The 17,476-nt window shown below is 59.8% G+C and carries 11 protein-coding genes and 1 tRNA gene; 7 read left to right on the top strand and 5 right to left on the bottom strand.

Going from position 1 to position 17,476, the window contains the following annotated elements:
* Positions 1-4 precede the first annotated feature (4 nt).
* The 4 genes from BLR57_RS07165 (at position 5) to BLR57_RS07150 (ending at position 2,784) form a co-directional block, all read left to right on the top strand.
* Positions 5-79, top strand: a tRNA-Glu gene (locus BLR57_RS07165).
* A gap of 151 nt (positions 80-230) precedes the next feature.
* Positions 231-1,343: a tyrosine-type recombinase/integrase gene (locus BLR57_RS07160; protein ID WP_089695904.1), complete on the top strand. Its 1,113-nt coding sequence runs from the start codon at positions 231-233 to the stop codon at positions 1,341-1,343.
* 5 nt (positions 1,344-1,348) lie between these two features.
* Entirely contained in the window at positions 1,349-1,843 is a 495-nt protein-coding gene (locus BLR57_RS07155) for a hypothetical protein (RefSeq protein WP_139173291.1), read from the top strand.
* A gap of 215 nt (positions 1,844-2,058) precedes the next feature.
* On the top strand, positions 2,059-2,784 hold the full coding sequence (locus BLR57_RS07150) for a hypothetical protein (RefSeq protein ID WP_089695901.1): 726 nt from the start codon (positions 2,059-2,061) through the stop codon (positions 2,782-2,784).
* 307 nt (positions 2,785-3,091) lie between these two features.
* Here the strand turns inward: BLR57_RS07150 and BLR57_RS07145 are convergent, their stop codons facing one another.
* On the bottom strand, positions 3,092-6,973 hold the full coding sequence (locus BLR57_RS07145) for an Eco57I restriction-modification methylase domain-containing protein (RefSeq protein WP_089695899.1): 3,882 nt from the start codon (positions 6,971-6,973) through the stop codon (positions 3,092-3,094).
* A gap of 1,002 nt (positions 6,974-7,975) precedes the next feature.
* Here BLR57_RS07145 and BLR57_RS07140 point away from each other — a divergent pair.
* The 3 genes from BLR57_RS07140 (at position 7,976) to BLR57_RS07130 (ending at position 10,148) form a co-directional block, all read left to right on the top strand.
* On the top strand, positions 7,976-8,272 hold the full coding sequence (locus BLR57_RS07140; RefSeq protein WP_089695897.1) for a hypothetical protein: 297 nt from the start codon (positions 7,976-7,978) through the stop codon (positions 8,270-8,272).
* A gap of 725 nt (positions 8,273-8,997) precedes the next feature.
* Positions 8,998-9,693, top strand: coding sequence for a DUF7344 domain-containing protein (locus tag BLR57_RS07135; protein WP_244509950.1), 696 nt, complete (start codon positions 8,998-9,000; stop codon positions 9,691-9,693).
* A gap of 32 nt (positions 9,694-9,725) precedes the next feature.
* On the top strand, positions 9,726-10,148 hold the full coding sequence (locus BLR57_RS07130; protein ID WP_089695894.1) for a disulfide bond formation protein B: 423 nt from the start codon (positions 9,726-9,728) through the stop codon (positions 10,146-10,148).
* A gap of 20 nt (positions 10,149-10,168) precedes the next feature.
* Here BLR57_RS07130 and BLR57_RS07125 read toward each other — a convergent pair whose 3' ends face one another.
* From BLR57_RS07125 to BLR57_RS07110, 4 genes are all read right to left on the bottom strand, one after another.
* Positions 10,169-11,659 (bottom strand): DASH family cryptochrome, encoded by a 1,491-nt coding sequence (locus BLR57_RS07125; protein WP_089695892.1) that lies wholly within the window; start codon positions 11,657-11,659, stop codon positions 10,169-10,171.
* Between the two features lie 168 nt (positions 11,660-11,827).
* The gene (locus tag BLR57_RS07120; protein WP_089695888.1) at positions 11,828-13,852 is read right to left on the bottom strand and encodes a SpoVR family protein; all 2,025 of its coding nucleotides are present in this window, start codon (positions 13,850-13,852) and stop codon (positions 11,828-11,830) included.
* Positions 13,853-13,900: 48 nt separating this feature from the next.
* Positions 13,901-15,220 (bottom strand): YeaH/YhbH family protein, encoded by a 1,320-nt coding sequence (locus BLR57_RS07115; RefSeq protein WP_089695886.1) that lies wholly within the window; start codon positions 15,218-15,220, stop codon positions 13,901-13,903.
* On the bottom strand, positions 15,211-17,475 hold the full coding sequence (locus BLR57_RS07110) for a PrkA family serine protein kinase (RefSeq protein ID WP_089695883.1): 2,265 nt from the start codon (positions 17,473-17,475) through the stop codon (positions 15,211-15,213). Before BLR57_RS07110 ends, BLR57_RS07115 begins: the two co-directional genes overlap by 10 nt.
* Position 17,476: the final 1 nt, after the last annotated feature.

The raw sequence follows: 17,476 nt of genomic DNA, 5'->3' as shown, positions 1-17,476 counted from the left end.
GGAAGCTCGGTTGGTGTAGTCCGGCCAATCATCTTGGCCTTTCGAGCCGAGGACAGGGGTTCAAATCCCCTACCGAGCATCCTTACGGCTTCTACCGCCCAATTTCAGCCGTGGAGTGACAAAACTATGTTCACCCCACAGGCCAACTCGATTCGTACGTATACCCACCCCGACGCCGTACAGCGATTAGCGTTCTTGTCAGGCTCAATTCACGAGAAGGGGATTTCTCCATGAGTCTCAACCCCGAGGATTTCCCACTTGTGACCGACAAGAGCCGTGAAATCTTGAAGGAAAAGCAGGCCACCGACTACGAGGCTCACCGCATCGAGTTCGTGCGTTGGCTCATCCATCTCGGCAAGAACCCTGAACTCGCAGAGGGCTACGGACGCGACACCATCCGAGCGACGGCGTACCGAACCGACCAGTTCGCTCGATGGGTGTGGACGGAGCAGGAGGACAGCTACACGGTCGCGTTCACCCACGACCACGCCGACGCCTACATGACCGAACTCCTCTACTCGGACACAACGGCGACGCACAAGGCGAACACACAGAAGGCCCTCAAGCGGCTGTTCAAATGGCGGGCAAACGAGAAGGGCGACGACTTGTGGGAACCGGAGCGTTCGTTCAGCAACACGAGTAGCGACTCCGGGCCGCGAGAGTACCTCACCATCGAGGAGCGGAAGAAGGTGCGAGAAGCCGCACTGGAGTACGGCTCGATTCCGTCGTACAGCAATACCCACGGCGACGACCTCGACAAGTGGAAGGCGGTTCTCGCCCAACGGTTCGGGAAGCCGAAAGAGGAGATCACCGCCGACGACTGGGAGCGGGCGAACAGCTGGAAGTTCACCTCAATGACGTGGGTCAGCCTCGACTGCGGGCTTCGACCCATCGAAGTGGAGCGTGCGAAGGTGTCGTGGGTCGACGTGGAGAACAGTGTCCTCCGCATCCCGAAAGAGGACTCGGCAAAGAACGATGGCAACTGGGTGGTCGCACTCTCCGACCGAACGACCGACGCCCTCGAACGATGGATGAACGAGCGTGAGCAGTACGAGCAGTACGACGACGCCGACGAACTGTGGCTCACGCGCGAAGGAAACCCGTACCAGACACAGAGCCTCCGTCGGCTACTCGTGAAGCTCTGCGACATAGCCGGGATTCCCACGGACAACCGGCAGATGAGCTGGTACGCGCTTCGCCACTCCACGGGGACGGCGATGACTCACGAACGCGACCTCGCGGCGGCAAAGGCACAGTTGCGGCACAAGAGCGAGCAGACGACGATGAAGTACGACAACGTCCCGGTCGAACACCGCCGAGACGCACTAGAGCGGATGGGGTGAACACGATGACAGACGGATACCTGTACGACACTGACGAGGTACAGCGGTTGATTGTCGAGTACGGACTGGCAGAGTCTCCCGGAGAGAAACAGCGCATCGAGGGGCAGATTATCGAGGCGACAGTGGGGACAGTCTATCCCGACGACGCCCCACCGGAGACAGGCTTCCCTTCCGGTGCGCCACTCCTCGCGGCACTCATCCGACTTCACCGCGAGACGGATGACGACGACGTGGTCGAACTCATCGAGCGGGAGGTGGAAGTCGCAGAAGCAGGCTTGGACGAGGTCAAGCAGTTCGACAGCCGACCGCTCCCCTATGCCTCGTACCACGACCTCATGGACTACCACGACAGCTTCGAGGGACACGACGCCTCGATGCGCCGTTACCTCCGGCTTCGCGTCTGCGAGGAACTCGGAGCGTTCGACGAGAAGGGGATGCTCCGTCACCGAGAGGCCAACGGGTTGACCGACGAGGAGCGAGAGTACCTGACCGAGATGTAGGCCGCTTTGGAAGGGGACTCACACCGTAACCCCGGAGGGAAGCATCCCGAGAAACGCCACCCACTTTTTGATTCTTCAGTTGCCCTGTCACCGCCTGTTATATGGCTCTCACACCAGCACTAAGGGGCTAGCTCCCGTCTATTAGAGTGAAGGGACTTTCTCGCGGTTAACCGAATCTGAACCAGACTGCCAACTACATCTCTTGCTATCCCACCATGACGCGACAGAACTACCTCGTAGACGAATCTGAACCGACCGATGATTCATACGCTTTCACCTCAGAGTCGAACCCGAAGCCAACCGAGACTCGGGTCGAACAGACGTTGAAGCAGAAGTCTAAGGAGACAGCCGAGAAGGAACTCCGCATCGATGGGGCGGCGTACAACCAGCTCAAGAAGCCCGACCCGAACTGGAACACATACTTCTGCCCATCAGATGTGCGCGACGAACGCTGGGCCTCCGATTTCTTGAAGCTCGACAAGGAGTCGTACTTCCAGATGCTCGTTGAGATTCACCGAGGGGAGAAGAACGGGCCGAAGTGGGAACACTCCGAATGGCACACATATGCCCTCCGAACTCATATCGTGGAGAATATCGGGGAACGCCTGAACCTGACCGACCGCCAAGTTCGGCGTGCGAAAGCGAGGGCAACGAACGTCGATGCCGAGCGATTCGGAAAGAGCCTCGAACTCATCGCATACTGTGCCTGCGGGTACGTTGTCCACCGAGACGACTCCACGCCATACGCGAGCGAACGGCACTTCCATCCTAACAGCCCGGAGACTGACAAAATCTTCGAGGAGGTTGCCGACGACTTCGACCTGAGCGAGCGTGAGATCAACCGCGTCTGTCGACAGTTCGACCAGCAGTTCACCGAGCAGGTTCCACCGCGAGGATTCGACGGACGGAAGCCCAACTGGGAACCGGCGACTGCTCAGTAGAGCCGCGAGGGGTGGTATATAAACCCCTTAGCATTACGTTAGAGTGGAGCGGCATACACTGATGATACACGAGAGGTTCAACACGAGGGTACTGTCGAGTGGTCGAACGCATCGAGGCGGAGTGTTGAATCCATGGCTGTTAGTTATACCCGACAGGGGTAGCGTGAGTCCAACTGGAAGACGAGATGCAACTCCCTCGATGCGGTGAACCCCTCGATTCCAACAGTCGAAGTGCCACTCAGAAATCCAAAGGTTGGACGGGGATGTTCCGACCCTGTACCCCACCCCTCACGTCGGTAGACCTGTTTCAGAAGACTTCGAGATAGTCTTCGATGACCTGCCGCTCGTCGTCGGTCAGGTCGAACAGGTCGTAGACGGCTTCGTCGATCTCGGCTTCGAGTTCTTCGATGCTGGTTTCTTCGACAGTTTGCTTGTCGGCTTCCAGTGCCTCGATGAGTTCTTCCACGCCATTAGCGGTCTTAGGGATGGGGATGGTCTGCCCCTCGCCCTTCTTCATGTCACGTCCGTCGACGGCGGCGTGGACATACTTCGCTCGGAGCTTCCGTTCTTCCCTGTCACCCTTGTCCATCATCGGATGAGAGATCTCGTCTGAGCGGCCAGCCGTCACAGCGAACCGGCCTTCAGTTCCCTTCTCTTGGATGTTAGCGTTTACCGGATACCGACGAGTCTGCCACTCGTAGTCGATGTAACCCAGGTCGCCGTCGAAGTCTCCGAGATAGGCTTCCGGGAAACGGTTGATTTTATTTTTCGTATCTAACGATTCTAATATCGGCTCTAAAGCAGTCCTAATAACTTCGAACTCACCGTCGTCCTCAACAATGCACGGAAGCGGGCTAATATACCGGGATTGGTAACGGTACTTTCCACCGAGGAGCATCGGGGCGATGTGTTTCAGATAGAAGTCCAAAGCCCCTGAATTGAGTTGACCGGCGACTTCTTTCGTTTGTGATCTATATTCTGTCGTGAGTTGGAGGCCGTACGGTGTCTTGAAATACCACTCACCTTCCTCGTCAAGCATATATCGAGCGTTGCTAGCCATATCTGCATTGATGATTTTGGGCTTCTCGAATCGCTCGTGGTTTTTGGGGTATATGAACGCATACCAGTCCTCTTCACCCTTCATGCGGCCGCCCTCTCTCCCCTCCAAAGTATCACGATAATATTCGAAATACTCCCACGTGAGAGGTAGATTTTCTTGGATATATTCCGGGGAGTATACTCCTACCGTTTCCCCCTCGTCAGTTTCCTCCAAGTAGTAGGGAAGAATGACGTGCTGACCCGACCAATCACCACGCCAGCGTTGAACATCAATTCCTTGTAGCCAAGGTCGTAGCAGATCAGTTTCAATCTCGAATGTTTCTCCTTCATCACCCGTGGGAGAAACATGAACCGTATCTCCAATTTCGTTTGACCCGACATAATCGGCGTCTTGTAGCGTCACGACATACACATCATTAGCACTGGTTTGAGTGCCAGCGAAGACGGAATCGGTGAAATTTCCAATCGTACCGTCTTTCTTCGAATCCAGCTTCTCGAAGACTTTCAATTCTTCTGGTGGCATCAACGACCAAAACTGGTCGTCTAACTTCTGCTGTGGGAAGTCAAAGACATCGATATATTCGTCGCTATATCGTGTCTCGTCGCGGTGCTTACGAACCGAGGCAACAACTTCCTCGTCAAGCTTGTTCTGACTGTGTTCATCGATATTTGACTTCACCCGTACACATCGAATCTGATTGTTCTCCCGTACCTCTAAATCCTGCTCGTCGCGCGCGAAGAGAATCACTGGCAGATTAGCGGCATCATCGAAAACTCCCGAATCTCGGAAGTCGTACACCTCCTCAATCGCCGCATCTTCCAGAAGCACACGACGGATTCCTTCCCCATAGTCTGCAAGGAGGAACTGGTTCGAGGTGATGTAGCCGAGTTTTCCTGTCCTGTTCTTTAGTAATTCCAGTCCTCGCTCGTAGAAGACACAGTAAATGTCGTAGTTTCCTGTCGTGGAATCATATTGTTTTTCGAGAATCTTTTTTTGTCTATCCGGGAGGTTTTGAACGCGAACGTATGGCGGGTTCCCGACCACGTAGTCGTACTCCATGTAGTTCTTCACGACGAGTGCGAGAACGCTGTCCTCGAACATCTTGAACAGCCGTCCGTCGCCGTGGTCTTCACGGAGGTAGCGAACCGTCCCCAACACGTCGTTGACGTACGGCTCAAAGAACTCCTCGACACCGTCGTACTCGCGGGTCGTGTAGCGGTTGATGCCTGTCTCCAGACCACCGGTATATTCCCACAACCCTTCGTGCATATGGTACTTCACCACGTCGAGGACGCCCTGTAGCGCGGCGAAGTATTCGCCGAAGCTCCGAATTTGAGCGTTGACCTTCGCTGTGTTGTATTTGGGCATCCGAACCCGCTGGACGAGGAACCCATCTTCGATGTCGGACTGGGCCACCTCGCTTTCGTCGACCTCGATGGGCAGAGGCACTGGAATCATCACATCCTGGTTGTCCTCGGTTATCGAGTCGAGCGTCATCTGTGTCTGGCCTTCGTCACCGAGGTCGATACCAGTCAGCTCACGCTCGTTCCGGAGTGAGTCAGTCCGGAAGATCGGAAGTCGGCGGATGGTGAAGTCCTCCCGTCCCTGTTTTGCCTCCCGATACTCCGGGAGGATTGTGACCATGAAGCGAATCTGTGCCATGAGGACAGCGAAGGGGTGAATGTCCAATCCGACGATGTGCGGACGGGTACAGAGTTCTGAAAGGTGCTTTGCCCAATCAGGGTCGTCGTTGTAGCGACGTACGTCTTCGAGATAGCGATTCACTGCTTCGACGAGGAACGTACCGGAGCCACAGGAGGGGTCAATGATGCGTTCCTCAGACACACCGACGTTGTAGTCGACTCCGTCCATGATGTAGTCGATAACCGGCTGTGGAGTGTAGAACTCCCCAAGGGCCTTCCGTGTCTCCGGGTCGAAGTATCGCTGGTAGAGGTTTCCGAGCGGGTCGCCTTCGATGCGGGAGAAGTCGAACTTCAGGACAGCGAAAGCGACGTTGGCAACGGCACGACTGAACCGTTCTCGGGTTGCTGGCGTCACACGGCTTACGTTGGTTCCCTCCGTCGCCACCTCTTTGAACCGGCTGTACGGGTTCTTGTGCTGACTGGCGGTTTGCTCACCGTACCCGTCAGTCCACCAGATGAAGATGTCGTCCTCGAACAAACTCTCGACAAGCTGGTTCCGCATATCCTCGATCATCCCGTTGGCGGCGATTGGGTACGCATCGAGGGTGATGTTTCCACTGAAGCCACCGAGTTCATCGAAGTAGCGGCGTAGCCCCTTGTCTGTCGGGAAGAAGTCGTGGTCGTCAGTTGCCTTTGCCAGTAGGAGTCGAGCAAGAAGTGCATGGCCGGACTCCAGACAGAACATGAAGTCGCGGAGTGACTGCTTCCCGTCGATGAATGTTTCCCACGAATCGGGAGTCTCATCTGGTTCACTCGCGTAGCTGGCTTCCCAGAAGTCGTATGCCCCTCTGACGAACTTCGCTTCGTGGTCGTCGCGAAGTTCTACGAGTAAGTCCATCATTGCAGTCACAAGATTCGCGAAAGGACTGTCGTCCTCCAAGCGGAAGGTGTCGAAGAAGTGCTCTCGTCCGAGTTCTTCTTCGAGACTCACCTCATCGAGGGTGTTGAGATATTTGTTGACACTTTCGGGGTCACGGATGTCCCACACTGGCTTTTCGAGTGCAACCTGAACGTCGTTGGCGTCACTCTCGGTGGCTTCAGCCAACGACACTGTCACCATCCGAGCATGGCCGTCTCGTTGGTACAGACGGAACTCCTCACCGTTCGTCAGGACACCATAGTCGGCTTTGAGTGCCTCAACGTAGTGGAACAGTTGGTCTTCGTGGGGGTCAAGATCGCGTCCCGAGGTTTTGAACTCGTAGACCGCTGTGACTGACTCGTTCTCGTCGAGTGTGATGTAGTCCGGTCGACGACTATCGGGGAGTGTCATTTCACTCCGTAGGTCGTGACCTGCACCATCGTAGCCGAGCAGTTCGTAGAAGTTCTCGTTTAAAAAGGCGTTCTCCACGTCCTTCTCGCTCATCTCCCCATCAATCCGGGAACCAATCCCGTGGAGGGCTTCGAGGAAGGTCGCCGTGTCCGTCATGGGTTGTCAGTCTCAAGATGGGGACATAACGTTTCATGTGTTCGACCTATCGTGTTTTACCGCATCGAGGTGCGGAGTTCGTCTTCGGTTCGACAGACCCCACCGGTCGACTGCTCTTTCGACCTCGATGCGTGGTTATCTCGACTATCACCGCTGGGGTTGGAGTGCCAGTCACAGCTCGACTCGACACCCTGCCAGTGGTTGATGACACAGATATTATGATGCGCTAATACCATCAAAAGATAACCACGCACCCACTATATTACAAGCAGATACTAGAAACAGCGTTTAGGAAACATCTGTAAGGTTCATGGTGTCGTTTCTACTTCACTGGTAGCAACAGGGGGCATACACTACGGATGTACGATAGTAGTATGTACACTGTAAGTAAGGCCACTCAACCAGTGTATCGATCTAACGTACAAACCAAACACACCGCCTCTATGCGTTGATTCGTAGTGTTTATCCAGCTTTGGTGTCCGTAGTGGTAATACACTCATTGTAGGCCACGGAGTGACAGCAGTAATGGAAAGCCACAGTGTGCCGTCTCATGGAGTCGGGGTTCCCCTGACAATGCAGTCTGATTCTGTGGTGGCAGAGTGCCGTCAGAATCGCGTTCAATAGTCACCGAGATGGAGGACTCATCTTGGCAATCAAGACGCTCTTAGACGACCTCAGAGAGAAGCTGAAGTATTCGGAGACACAGTGAATTGAGAGCGGGAGTGAATATTACGAATGTTTAATTTCTTCTGAAATAGAGTCAAGTTAGAACATTACCCGAATCGCTAATCGCGTGAGTAGGTGACTCCGCCTGCGAAAATCCCGGTCTGAGACTGCGATTTCAGGCGTCTTAGAGTCTGAGGAAAGTGCTTGTATGAGAGCTTCTCGCCAAAGAACGGGGCTTTCGACGGCGTTTCAGGCGAACAAGTGAAACAACCCTCCTCGATGCGGTAGAGCGTGAGGTGGAGAAACTTCAAGTGACGGACACGCAACCCGGAACGCATGGTCATGACCGTCGATGCGGTGAGAGAGCGGCTTCCCGCGTTCGAGGAGATCGAGGAGGGCGACTTCCTCTCCCTGAACGGGACAGAGTACGAGGTCGTCACGACCCGCACAGAACAGCCGAGTCCCGGTGAGGCGGTTCGCTTCATCGACCTCGTTGACAGCGAAGAAGAGCAGTTCATCCTCTCCTACTCCGAGGGGAACACGGTGGAGACAGCCTACTACCACCACGCAGACGAAGACCCGATGGAAGGCGACCTCGTCGCGGTGGAGAGTATCGACTACTCGGAAGACTGAACAGCCCGCTCGATGCGTTGAATCGTCCGAGAAAGCCATCTGAGCCGTCTTTTGGCAACTATCTTGCTCATCACTCCACGTCTCAATTATCGTCTGAGTATGGTCGGCCCGGAAAGCCAAGCAGACTGAGATTCCACCGATTTGCGGTGAGTGTCACTTGGCTGTCGGCCCAACAACCGGGTTTTAAGTACCTTCATACATTAGGATGTAGTACCCACTGCTGAAACAAAGCGGATTTGGGCCGTTTGGTGGTTGAATACGCGCCGAAGGCGCGTGCCAATCATCTTGGCCTTTCGAGCCGAGGACAGGGGTTCGAATCCCCTACCGAGCACTTTTCCACTTAACTACGCCCGGAGCGACTTCTGTGCGTGTCGCTCCGGCTGTGAAGCGGGAAATGCGGACGAAGGGATTTGAAGCCTACCGAGCATTCTTCAGAAGCTAAACGTCGAGCGGTGCGTTTCATCGCGCCGCGAGCCTGATTGGTGTCGACTGCCGACGGGGGAGTCGATTCAGGGAGCGCGTCCCTCAATCGTCGCCAATCACGCTCGGGTAGGTAGTCGATACCATGGGTGAACCAGTCAGTGTTGCATTATTTTCTAACAAACAATGAGTTCGATTAGTGTGACATTCTGAAGTAGTAACATACACTAGCATTATATTCTCATCTCTCGTACTATCTGTTCGTCTAGATTGAGTGCCCTCCAAGGCACGGGGATGGACAAGACATGGGGACTGAAATAAACGAGCGGGAGCAAGCAGAGCCAGACGGCCAACTGTCGAGAGACACGATTTTCTCGACGCTGAGCAACCAACGCCGACGGTACGTTATTCACTACCTGAAGCAACATCCGGAACAGGTTCGGATTCGAGACCTCGCAGAACAGATCGCGGCGTGGGAGAACGGCATCGAGATTAACGAACTGACATACAAACAACGCAAGCGGGTCTACACGTCCCTGCACCAGACCCATCTGCCGAAGATGGACGACTGCAACATCGTCGAATACGACCGTGACCGTGGCCACATCACGCTCACACCGACGTCGGCGGAGCTGGACGTCTACCTCGAAGTCGTCCCGAAGGACGAACTCCCGTGGAGCGAGTTCTATCTCGGTCTCTCGGCGGTGGCACTCGGGCTCGTCCTCGTCGTCTGGGCGGGAATCGTCCCCGCCAGCGTGATTCCACCGTTGGGGTATGCGGCACTCATCGCCGTCGTCTTCGGCGTCGCCGCCGGTGTCCACACCTATCTGACCCGCCAGTCGGCACTCGGCGGGGCGAACGCACCCGTCGAAAAGGGTGCCAACACGGTCGCGAAGCAGCCGACGCTCGCAGAGCGAGCCGGCAAAAACGGTAACGACTCCCAGAGCGTGGCCGAAGAGAGCCGACAGACTGTCAAGGCGACGTCGGACAAGACTGATTAAGTACGCCCCGAACGCAGTCGACCCAACAGCCGATGATTCAGTCCCGCCTCGTCCTCGCCGTCTCGACGTTCGTCGCCAGCGTCGCTACGGCCGGAAGCCTCTATTTCAGCCTCGGTCTCGGCCTCGTCCCCTGTGAGCTGTGTTGGTACCAACGCATTCTGATGTATCCGCTCGTGGTCGTCCTCGGCGTCGCCACACTGGACGGTAACAGCCGCGTCTGGCGGACCGGTCTCCCGCTGTCGCTGCTCGGAATGGGTATCGCCGCCTACCACAGCTACCTCCAAATCAACCCCAGTATCGGTGCGACCTGCGGCGTCGGCGGCGGCTGTGCCTCCATCCTCTATCCGATGGCCGGTGGCCTGCTCACGATTCCGCGGCTGTCGCTCGTCGGATTCGTGTTGGTCACGGCCTGTCTGCTCGTGCTGTGGCGGCAGCCGACGTGGCTGGAGCACTGATTCTCCTCCGCTCGACCGGGTTACCGTAGCTTCTCGTACGACGCCTCCACGTCCACCATCGGCTGCGGATAGTCGACACCGAGATGGACGCCATACTTCGCCTGCTCCTCCGGCGAGAGTGTCCACGGCTCGTGTGCCCTGTCGGCCGGAAGTGCCGACAGTTCGGGCAGCCAGTGTTTCACGTACTCGGCCTGCGAGTCGTACTTCTTCGCCTGTTTGACGACGTTGAAGTAGCGATCACGCGAGTCGTTGCCGACGCCGGCGATGTAGGCCCAGTTGCCGTAGTTGCTGCAGGGGTCGTAGTCGACGAGTTGGGTCTCGAAGTAGGCCGCCCCCCATCGCCAGTCGACGCGGAGGTTGTTCGCCAGGAAGGACGCGACGTTCTGGCGGCCGCGGTTGGACATGAAGCCTGTCCGGTTCAACTCGCGCATGTTCGCGTCGACGAACGGGATGCCCGTCTCGCCCGCCGCCCACCGCCCGAGCGCGTCGCGGTCTTCCTGCCAGTCGATGTCTGGGTTGCGGATGCCGCCGCGGCTGAAGAACCGGTCGCCGTGTTTCTGAAACTGGAACTGGAAGAAATCGCGCCACGCGAGTTCGAACAACAGCCAGTAGGTCGAGTCGTTGGCGACGCGCTCGGACTCGTAGCGGTCGACTTCGACCTTCACGTACCGCGGCGACAGACAGCCCTCGTTGAGCCACGGTGAGAGCTTCGAGGAGTAGTCGGCACCGAGCAGGCCGTTTCGGGTCTGCTTGTACTCGCGCAGACGGTCGTGCTCCCAGACGTACGTCTCCAGGCGGTCCAGTGCGGCCGACTCGCCGCCAGCGAACGGCAGGACGCCACGGTCGTCGACCGAGCGGTCGTCCAGCCCGAGGTCCGCGAGCGTCGGCAGCGCGTCGAAGCCGCCGTCAAGGTCGTCAAGAGCGTCGATATCGTCGAGCGAGTCCGACGGCGACGGCGACGGCGGCAGCGACGGGACGGCCAGCGGCTCGCGCACCGCTGACGACGACTCGACCTGCTTGCGGAACGGGGTGAAGGTATCGTCGATCTGGGTGTAGGGCGTCGGCAGGTCGTCGAGGTGATAGAGCGTATGGGTCCAGAAGCTGTGAGCCGCCACGTCGCGCTCACGGAGCCGCGTTTTCACCAGCCGTTCGAGTGCCGACTCCTCGCTCGTCGGCAACGTCTGGAAGTAGACTGCGTCGGCGTCGACAGCCTCGGCCAGCGCGGGGATGGCGTCCTCCGGCTTCTCGTGGGCGACGAGGAGGTCGCTGTCGTGCTCGCGAAGCGAGTCACGGAGGTCCGCGACCGACTCGCGGCGGAAGCGTGCGCGGTGGCTGCCGGTCTTCTGGAACGGAAAGGAGTCGCTGCCGCCGAACCGGACCGTGCCGTACTCGCGCGGGTCGAAACAGTAGACTGAGAGGAGTTCTCCGGCACCTGCGGCCACGTCGAGCGTGGGGTTGTCGTGGAGTCGCAGGTCGCGGCGGAACCAGACGAGCGCGGTGTCGACGGCCATAATCCTCGTTGGGGGCGAACGGTCTTGAACGCGGGTCTTGCGGCGACCCGCTCACTGGAGACCACCGCCGAGGGTGCCGGTCGGCCGTGGCAACGACGAGTACGGTGAGTACGGCGAGAAAGAGAGTAGGTCGAACGAAAAGGGTAAAGCGATTCGAAAGAACCGCGCTCAGGCGAGCCACTCGTCGGGTTTGGTGTCGTAGTCGATGTCGCTGGCGGCGATACGCTCCGTCAGCTCGCTCGGCAGATCGTGGACCTCGAAGCCGTCACCGTCGTAGCGGATTCGCTTGCCCGCTTCGACCGGCTCCGGTTCGCGGTTGCGACGCCGGGCGATTTCGAGGTCGTGCTCGTCGTACTCCTTGACGATGGTCATCAGATTGACCGGCCGACCCCAGAGGTCGTAGAGCCGTTCGAGCACGCCCTTGGCCTGCTTGTGGTCCAGCATGATGCCGTTGTACTGGTGGCCCAAGAGCAGCTCGCCGCGGTTGTCGTAGTTGCCGTCGTAGACAGCGACCGTCGGCTTCCCGAAGTTGGTGAACATCAAGAGCAGCTTCTTCTTGACGTCCTCGTACTCGGTCGAGGTGACGCGGAAGTCGCCGCTGGCGCGGGTGAACTCGTAGGCGAAGTAGTGGTTCTCCGTGACGAACTCGTGGGTCAGGAAGGCGTCGAGGAAGGTCACGTCGTTGTGACTCTCGCGGATCTCGCGCATCCGGTCCCAGCCCGCCGCGTAGTCGACGTCGGCCAGTGCCTCCTCGACGGAGTCGTACAGCTGGTCGTCGAACATGTACCGCGCGAGCTGCTCCAGCTCCGAGCGGCGGACGCGACGGAGGAAGCCGCGGTTCTGCGGCTTGATGAGCGAGTAGTGACGCTCGACCATCCCCTCGTAGGTCAACAGTTTCCACGGGTAGGCGTCGACGTCGAACGGCGGCTCCTCGCCCGCCTCGCGCGCCGAGACGACGCTGTCGAGCGTCTCGTGGTCGACGCGCGGGTCGTCGGGACCGAGTGCGGCGAGGTCGTCGACGGTGTCGCTGTTGACGCCGTCGATGGCCGGGTCGGGGGCGAGTAGCTCTTGGACCTGCTCGAAGTCGACCTCGTCGTGGAAGTTCCGCGGCGTGATGCCCTTCACACGGAGGAGTTTGTCGGCGACCTCCCGACGGTTCGCGGCACTCTCGATATACTCCCAGAGGTCCTTGCCCAGTTTGTAGGGGTTGAGTCCGGGCGACCCGAGGACGCGCGACTGGTGGTCGGCGTAGGTCAGGAACTCGTCGGTGCCGGCGAAATGCTCGTCGGCCATCATCAGCGACTCCCAGTAGGCGGCCCAGCCCTCGTTCATGACCTTCGTCATCTTCTGGGCGGCGAAGTAGTAGGACTCCTCGCGCAACATATCGAGGATGTCCTTCTGCCACGGCTCCATCTCGGCGGCCTTCCCCTCCTCCTCGTCGAAGGTCATGCCGTGGTGCCGGAGATACGCGAGGACGTCCTTCTGCGGGTCGTCGAGTTTCGCCTCGGCCGCCTCGGCCTCGGCGAGCGCGTCGAGCCACTCCTCGGAGAAGACCTGCCGTCGCACCTCGTTGGAGATGTTCATGTCGTCGAGGCGGTCTCTGAGGTCTTCGGGGTCCTGCTTCTCGCGGGGACCTCCGGCCTCGTCGTACGGGCGGTGCTGGTCGATGTTGTCCTCCAGACAGAGCACCGCGTCGATGAACTTCTCGACCTCTCCCCGGTCGATCTCGGGGTCGTCCATGTAGTTCCCGATGGCGGTCGCGTGCCGTTCGAGCATCGCCGCCGCGTCGAGACTGTCGCCCTCCTTCGCGAACATCCCGAACCACTCGTTGTTGGCGAAGAAGTCGGCGTGCGCCTCGACGTGGGTGATGACCGCCTTCTGGTCGGCCAGCGAGTTCGATTCCTGGAGGAAGGCGTGACTCGGGTTGTCGTTGTTGACAATCTCGAACGCCTTGCCCATGCCGAACTGGTCGGTCTTGCGCTGGCGGTCGTAGGTCATCCCCCACCGCCAGTGCGGATACCGCTGTTGGAAGCCGCCGTAGGCGATGAGCTGGTTCATCTCGTCGTAGTCGACGATCCAGTAGTTGACCGGATACGGCTCCAAGCCGAGCTTGCGGGCCAAGTGGCCGGCCTCGCGGACCGGCTCCTCGAGCCCCTTCGCGACGCGCTGGGCGTCGATACGGTCGTCTCTCATGGCGGGTCCCCCCGCGCGTTCGAGTTGCTGTCGGTCGGCTGTCTGCGTTCACTCATCGTTTGCCTCCGTACTCAGAATCTTGTAGATCGCGTCGAGCACGTCGTCGGGCGACTTGACGTACGCGACGACGACGTTGTCGGTGCCGCCGAGCGCGCTGTCGACCTCCTCGGCGTGGGTCGCGTTGATGGCGTTGCCGCCGGGTTGGGTCTCCACGTAGGCGTGGAGGTTCGCCGGAATCTCCTCCATCAACGGGATGACGTTCTCCTTCGTGTCGTTCGAGGAGTTCTCACTGTCGCCCGCGGCGAAGACGTAGCGGTTCCAGTCGGCCCACGGATACTGCTCGTCGAGAATCTCCTTGGCGAGATGGTACGCCGAGGAGATCTTCGTGCCGCCGCCGGAGCGGATGCCGAAGAACTCCTCGCGTTCGACCTGCCAGGCCTCGGCGTCGTGGGCGATGTAGACGAACTCCGCGTGGTCGTACTTGCCGGTCAGATACCAATCGAGCGGCGTAAACGTCCGCTCGACGAGTTCGCGCTTCTTCTCGCGCATCGACCCCGAAACGTCGCGGATGTTGACCACGACGACGTTCTTCTGTTTCTCCTCAATGATCTCGGGGTGGCGGTACCGCTCGTCCTCGCGACGGAACGGGACCTTCCGCAGACCGTCGCGGCGGATGCGCTGGAGCGTCGTCGTCTGCTCGACGTTCTCCGCCATCTCCTCGAAGCTCGCCCACGTCCCGCGCTCCTCGTCGGGGACCTTGTCGTAGGCGTCTTTGACCCACGCGTGCGAGACGAGGATGTTCTCCTCGCGCGCCCACCGGAAGACGTCCTCGGCGGTGACGCCCTCAACCTTGCAGGCCTCCCGAACGTAGTCCTCGTCGAAGTCCATCGCGAGCTTGCGCTTCAGGCCCGCACGGAACAGCTTCTCGAAGTCGAGGGTACTGTTCGGTCCCGTCCGGGTGAGTTCGGTGTAGTCGCCCTCGATCTCCTCGACGACTTGCTTCCCTTTGGGTTCGAGGTCGAGTCCGAGTTCCTCGTCGAGTTCTTGGGCGAACTCCTCGGGGTCCATCTCGTAATACTCGTGCTCGCCGCCCTCTTCGCCGGGGTCGCCGTCCTCGCCGTCGCCGTCGGCTGGCTGTGGCGGGCCGACGGGCTGGCCCACGTCGGGCGTCCCGCCCTGGCCCTGGCCGACGCCGCCCATGTCGCGGCGGTCGTAGGCGAACTCCGGGAGGTCGATGATCTTGATCGGGATGTTGATGCTGTTGGGTGCCGACCCGCCGAGGTCGCCGTAGCTGATGAACTCCTTGAGGTCCTGTCGGCGCTTCTCGCCGACTTCGCGGAACCGTTCTAAGTCTTCTCTCAGTCCCACGTCTCTTGCACCCCCGCCATCACGGCACGGCTGGTCAACTCGGCCGAGGCCTCGCTGTAGCCGCGCGTCGTCAGCTCCTGTATCGTCTTGCGTTTCACTGTGGCAGTCTCCGTGTTCGCCGGGGGCGAGTCCCACTGTCTGGGGTCGAAGTCCTCGAAGAGGCGTTTCACGTCGTCCCAGTCGTGCGATTCGAGCACCGCACGGATGACCGGAATCTCCGAGAAGTCGACGTCTCTCGCCGAGAACTCGTCGTCGCGGTTCTCCCACGCGTAGCGGTTGAGTGCCGTGATGATCTTCTCACGGCGGAACTCCTCGACCGCCTCCGACGGCTCGTTGCCGACGTAGTCGTCTTTCTTGAACCGGCCGAGATGCTCGGTCTCGAACAGCTTCATGAGCAGGCCGTCCGGCTCGACCGGGCCGTGCTCGGTCTCGATCTCCTCGTCCGCCGCCCACGCGTAGACGTGTTCGACGTACTCGGCGACGGTCTCCTCCTCGACGCCCTTCTCCGCCAAGAGCGCGTCGAGCACGTCGCGTTCCTGCTGGGCGGCGACGTGCTTGCGGACGACGTTGACACGGCTCTCGTACTCCGTGGCCTCGCCACGGGAGAAGACCGGAGCCACGGGAAGCCCCTCGACGAGTGCGTCGAGGACGTCCTCGGGCATGATGACCCGCTCGACGGGCAGGGTCGGATGGTGACGGTCGCTGTCGACGTGCAACAGGTCCGCGAGGACGTCGCGGGTGTACGTCACCGGCATCCCGTGTGTGCCGTCGTCGGTGTGGTCGAAGTCGAACTCGTCGGCGTCGCGTCGGGTGTCGCCCTCCTGCAGGTAGCCCTGGTCGAAGAGCAACGCCTTGTCGACGAGGTCCAGTCCCGGCGGGAGGTCCTCCGCGCCGAGACGGGTGACGACGCTGTAGAGCGCGGCCGCCTCGACGGCGTGCGGCGCGAATTCGAGGTCGGTCACCACGCCGCCGCCCTCGCTGACCGTGAGGACGACGGGCGCGCGGATGCGCTCGGCGAGTTCCGCGTACTCGTCGGCGTCCCACACGGTCGTCTCGTTCGTCAGTTCCCGCCGGATGAGTTCGGTCTCCAACGAGAGGTTCGTCAGATAGCGGAACTCGTGGCGGTCGAGTCTGCGTTTCAAGGCTTTCAGTGGGTCTCTCCCGTTTCTGTCGGCGTGCTGGTCGAGCACCGCGTCGAGGTCCGGATTCGAGATGATCAGGAGCTGGGTGTCGATATCCATCCCGATGCTCTTGTCCAGCTTGACGCGCCGCTCGTCGGGCACGTTCAGCAGCTTTTGCAGCAGGTCCGCGTGCTGGGTGGCGTCCTCGACGATGGTCAGGAGGCTGTTACCCTGCGAGAGCACGCCGTCGTAGCTGAACGCCTGCGGGTTCTTCCGGCCGCGCGAGTCCAACTCGCGCAGCATGCCGGGCATCCAGCTACCGACGAGCCGCTCTTTCGGCGAGCCGTCGTCCTCCGAGTGGAGCACGCCGATGCCGCGGCCGACGTCGACGATGTAGTTCTTCACCCGGAGATGTTTCGGGTCCGTGATCTTCGAGAACAGCTCCTGTTTCCCTGCGCGGCGGTACGTGCCTTCGAGATACTGGTAGGCCTCACGGCAGAACGGGTCGAGTTCGGCCGTGAGCGTCACCGGGATATGCTCGTCGGAGCCGGTGTTCAACTCCCCGAGGAGTGCCCGGCGGACCTCCGCTGGGAAGACGGAGAGAGGGTTCGACTGGACCGGACTCTCGTACCAGTCGGCCTCCTGGTCGACGCTCTCGTCGGTGTAACTCAGCCCGCGAGTGTCGCTCGCGCTGACGATGTTCCACTCGACGGTGTAACGTCGGCCCGCCTCGGTCTTCGAATACTCGCGCAGGCCGTTGATGAGACAGCGTTTGAGTTCCGATTTTCCCGTGGCTGTCGGCCCGTCGAACCAGATGATCTTCTCGCCCTTGCCGCGGTCGGCGGCGATGGTTCGCAGGTCGTCGACGAAGCCGTTGAGCACCTCGGTGTTGCCGAGGATGGCGTGTTCGCCGTCGTTGTGCGGGTCGTCGAAGAAGCGGTACCGCTCGACGGTCTTGCCCTCCTCGACGACGGGCCGGGTGCCCATCGACTCGATGGCCTCGAGGAGATACTTGCTGGCGTGCGACGCGATAGAGGGCCGCTCGAACACCAGGTCGACGTACTCCGCGAGGCTCATCGGCGGTTCGTATGCCGTATCGAGCGCGCGGTCCGCCTCACCGATGTAGTCTGTCATG

Origin of the sequence: Halogranum gelatinilyticum (genome assembly GCF_900103715.1) — an archaeon.
GTDB lineage: Archaea > Halobacteriota > Halobacteria > Halobacteriales > Haloferacaceae > Halogranum > Halogranum gelatinilyticum.
This window is presented reverse-complemented; position numbering and strand designations above follow the sequence as displayed.